1 protein-coding gene and 1 pseudogene are annotated in these 4,187 nt (G+C 63.7%); both read right to left on the bottom strand.

From position 1 onward, the window contains the following. Positions 1-175: 175 nt before the first annotated feature. Complete coding sequence (locus tag AC1DT6_RS39095; RefSeq protein WP_082095320.1) at positions 176-1,912, bottom strand: IS1634 family transposase; 1,737 nt, start codon at positions 1,910-1,912, stop codon at positions 176-178. 148 nt (positions 1,913-2,060) lie between these two features. Beyond that, positions 2,061-4,187 (bottom strand): annotated as a pseudogene (locus AC1DT6_RS39090) (Tn3 family transposase); the annotation flags it as partial.

The raw sequence follows: 4,187 nt of genomic DNA, 5'->3' as shown, positions 1-4,187 counted from the left end.
ACGCCCTGCGCAGGCCTGCCAGCCAGTCGACGTATCTGTCCTTATCTATATGCCTTACCTATGGCGGAATGATGACAATGTCCACGTAACACTAAACCGAAGTTCACCGGCCGCCTGGGCGAGTTTCCCCTTTTGCGACAGGCACTTGTCGTGATTCCCGGGTTCCAGTTTCTGTCTACACGCGGATTTGCTGAAGCAAATCCAGAGCCTGCTTCTGTTTCGCGTTTGCCGTGGTGACGAGTTCGAACGTCGGCACTTCAGCGCCAGCGCTGGGTGTACGGCAGGTGTTACGCACGATCGCGGCGAGTTCGGCCATCAAGCTCGAGAAGCTGTGCACGGGCGTGCCGTCGTCAAGTGTGTGGCGCGCCGCCTTGGCCAGCGCTGCCGCAGAGCGCACGGCAGGCGCCACCGGATCACGCGTGGCCTTGGCGGCCTGATCCGGGTCGGCGAACATCAGTTCGCGCCAAGCCTCGCGCATGTGCCATTCGACATAGTAGGCCAGCATGCACAGCAGGATATGCGCACGCACCCGATCGGCCGTGCGGTGATGGATTGGCCGCACCTTCAGGTCCACCGTTTTTAGCGAACGGAACGCACGCTCCACGTTGGCCAGCGCCTTGTAGTTGCGCACGCACTCGGCCGAGTCCATCTGCGCCGCACTCACCGAAGTGCGGATGATGTAGAGGCCGTCGAGCGCCGCCTCGCGGGCGATGCCCTCGCTGTTGCGGCTGAACGTGAAGGCCGCGTCGTCGATGCTCAGCGCGAAGTGCTTGGCCACCTTGTACTTGTCGATCACCTTGCCCACGCGCAGGCCGATCTGATCGCGCCCGGCAAGCTTGCCCGCCTGCACGCGGGCAACGATCGGCTGCAGGCACGCCTCGGTGGCCGCCAACAACTCTTCTCGCTTGTGGGCACGTAGCCTGGCCAGTTCCGGATTGCGGCACGCCACCAGCCGCTCGCCCGGATAGTCCGGTGAACTCAGCTCCAGCAGATTGCGCTCGTCGAACAGGCCAAGCTGCAGTTGCCCTTGCTCGAGCAGCGGGCGGATCGAGGCGCTCTTGAGCGCGGTGATCCAGCCCAGGTCACCGCCCTCACGCATCTGGTCGATGGCCTTGCTGGAGATCATGCCGCGATCGCCCACCATGACCAATCGGGAGAGACCAAATTCCTCTTGCAGGCGCCGCACCTCGGGCATGAAGGTCTGGCTGTCGGCCACGTTGCCCTCATGCACCGACACCGCCACTGGGCAGCCGCGCGCATCGGTGAGCAAGCCGTAGTTGACCTGTAGCAGCCCCTTCTTGCCATCGCGGCTGTAGCCAAGCTTGGCCAGCGGGCAGGTGCTGCCCTCGAAGTAGCTGGAGCTCAGGTCATACAGCACCAGGCCACCGGCGCTCAAGTGGCGCGCGGCGAGCTTCTTCTGGATTGTGCCCTGGCGCGCGAGCAGCCAGTCCATTGCCGCGTACAGGTCGTTCTCGTTGGCCTCGGTCACGCCGAAGTCCTCCGCCAGGGTGCTGGTGTGCCACCAGCGCGTGGTGGCCAGCTTCGTGTGCGGCGCCGCGATCCGCGCGGCCACCATCGCCAGCACCAGGTCGCGCTCGCGCGAGGGCTTGGAGGCGATCAGCGAGGCAAAGCCCAGACGCTGCATGGCCGTGGCCACCGCCTGCACGTGGCCGTGAGCGCGCGAGCGTGTCACCTCGAACGCCTCGCCCAGCGGCACGAAGGTCTCGCCCTTGAGTGAGCGGCGGATGATCTCGATCAGTGCCTCGGGCAAGTGGGACAGGTTGCCCAGCGTCTCGTTCTTGACCACGCCGTCCTCGCGGTAACTGCGCCGCAACAGGTGGGTGCGATAGACCTGGTCCTTGTACTTGCGGGTCGTCGTAACGACGTGAGCGGTTCCGGTTCGTGCTGGCATAGCCAGCAGAATAGGATAAAACTCGCCAATGTCAAGAGCTTTTAGTGACTACAAAATGCGGGTATCGAACGCCCCCCAATGAGCCGATTCCTCAATCAGGAAAAGGGCGTCGCGACGCCGCAGCCGCGGCGTCACCATGGAACTTCGGACTAAATCCATGAGTGTCGACCGCCAATTGTGTGGTCTCGATTCGCTCCTGCCGCACGACGCCCTCGATCGCCGCGCCGGCCTGCCTTTCGTTGAGCACAATCGGCTGGGCGTGGAAGATCCCCCATCGATCGCGGACGTGAGTGTAGATACCGACCGAGGCGGTGTGGCGCCTTGGGTCTTGCCGTGCCTGCCAGACGCGCTGGCTTGTTTCCAGGCTCATCATGTCCGAGGAGGCGAGGTCCGACCGGCCCCAACTTGCCGCGATCGGATGGCGGTGCATGAACTCCAGAACTGCCTTACAGGCCTGAACCAGTCGCCGCTCATCGCCCGCCCAGCGCATGACGTGACGTATGCTCGTGGCTGATAATTGTGGAATCATCCTGGCACACTCGGCCGCCGTCAGACTCGTGCCATGCGCCAAGATGCCAGCGTAGACCATCAACAGTTCCTGCGCAGACCGGGGCTCACGGCCGAGCATGATCCAGCTGAAGCGAGTGTCGGCGTCCACTGCCAGGATGACCTCCGGCAACTGAACATCGCCGATGTGCTGGTCAAGGCGGCTCCGCAGCCTTGAGACCTCGGGATCCTCTTCCTGTGCCGCTAGCGGTGCCAGGTGCAACTCGTCATCGACATGTAGCGTGCCGGCGCGCGTCGCTGCCGCGACCGCGTCAATGCCTGTGCGCACGCGCTCGAGCAACGGCTCGAGAAAATCGGCAGCTTGGGCTGGCAGCGACAGCCGCGTATAGTGGCGCCGAGCTTCAGCCTGCCAACGCTCCGCTGGCAGGAACAAACTCTCGCGACCTCGGAAGCTCAACGAATGCTCGATCCAGACCGACCCGTTGCGCACGGCACGGCGCAGGGCGAACAGGGTGGCGACCTCAAGCGCCCGGAAGGCGCGCTCACGATCGGCACCGCTGATCGCATCGAGCCAGGCTGGCCCAAGGCGAGGGGCGGTCATATCATTGGGTAAGCTTCGAACGCCGTTCGCATAGAGGTGGCGCAGCTTGCCCAGAGCGTCAATTACCGGGTGTTCCCCGGTGGCTTGCCAGGGCAGCTTGGCGACGGCCACCAGTAATGCGCGCACGGGCCTGATGGCATCGATCAGCCGCTGCCTGATCGCAGACGACCGGCTCGGTGTGCGCTGAGTGCGCTTGTCGGCCACCAACTGGGCCAGATGCGGGCGCAGCTCGGCATCCGGAATACTCCCATCGCTACTCAAGCTGGCCAGCTCATCGAGCAGTTTCCGGTATTGTGCGGCCCAGTCGATGGGAGCCTTCACACCCTCCGCGCTCTGCCGCCATAGATCTGCCACCCGGCGCTGAAACATGAGGATCAGTTGGTCAGTGGCAGTGAGCAGGCAATATCGCAGGAAGCAGCCCAGCTCGACGGTGCGTGCCGGCTCCTTAATTCGTGCGCTGAGCGATGGGGACCGCGCCGCCAAGCGACGTGCAAAACGGCGCACCAAAACATCGTTGAGACCGAAACGATGGCGGTCGACGCCAATCTCGACTAGCCACTCGATACGTTCGAGCACTTCAGCGAACTGTCGCGTCGAGTGCTTCGCCGGGACCGCCCACAGCCAGTTCTGGACGTGCTGACCATCCGGTCGTGCTTGTTCCATTGCGGCTAGCCATCTTCGCCATGTCGCGGGAGGTACCGCCGAATGGATCGAGGCGCAGGCACCGGACTCAAGCTCGGTCAATGCCGCTGCGACAAGGCTTCGGATGGCGCGCTCATGCACGATGATCAGTCGATGCTGATACAGCCACTGGTGCGCATATGACAGCAGTCGGTCCCGATCGGCGCAATGCAGCACTTCGTCACGCAGCGCCCGCACCAGGGCTCGACGCTGATGTACCGTTATCCAACGAAACCCGAGCGTCTGGCAGGCCAGCAGTTGATGGTCGGAGAGCGTTCGCCCACGCGCGTAGAGCGCCCGCAAGGACGCAAGATCCGGCGTATTGATACCGAGTTCAGTGCCGAGGTGGCGAAGCAGTACTGGTGGCAGGATACTGAACGCATCCAATAGGCAGCCGCTCATGCGCAAAAAGCCAATGTGCAGCGCCAGGCCCAGCTTCATCGTTGGGCCGCGCCGTCGCCCGATCAATTCGTGCTCGGCGTGGCT

The sequence above is a fragment of the Cupriavidus sp. 01L45 genome (assembly GCF_056399885.1).
The sequence above is the reverse complement of the archived record's forward strand: the minus strand, read 5'-3'. Positions and strand labels throughout refer to the sequence as shown.

Excerpts from the sequence above, each read along its gene's own strand:
- AC1DT6_RS39095 (WP_082095320.1), bottom strand. The coding sequence starts at position 1,912 with ATGCCAGCACGAACCGGAACCGCTCACGTCGTTACGACGACCCGCAAG.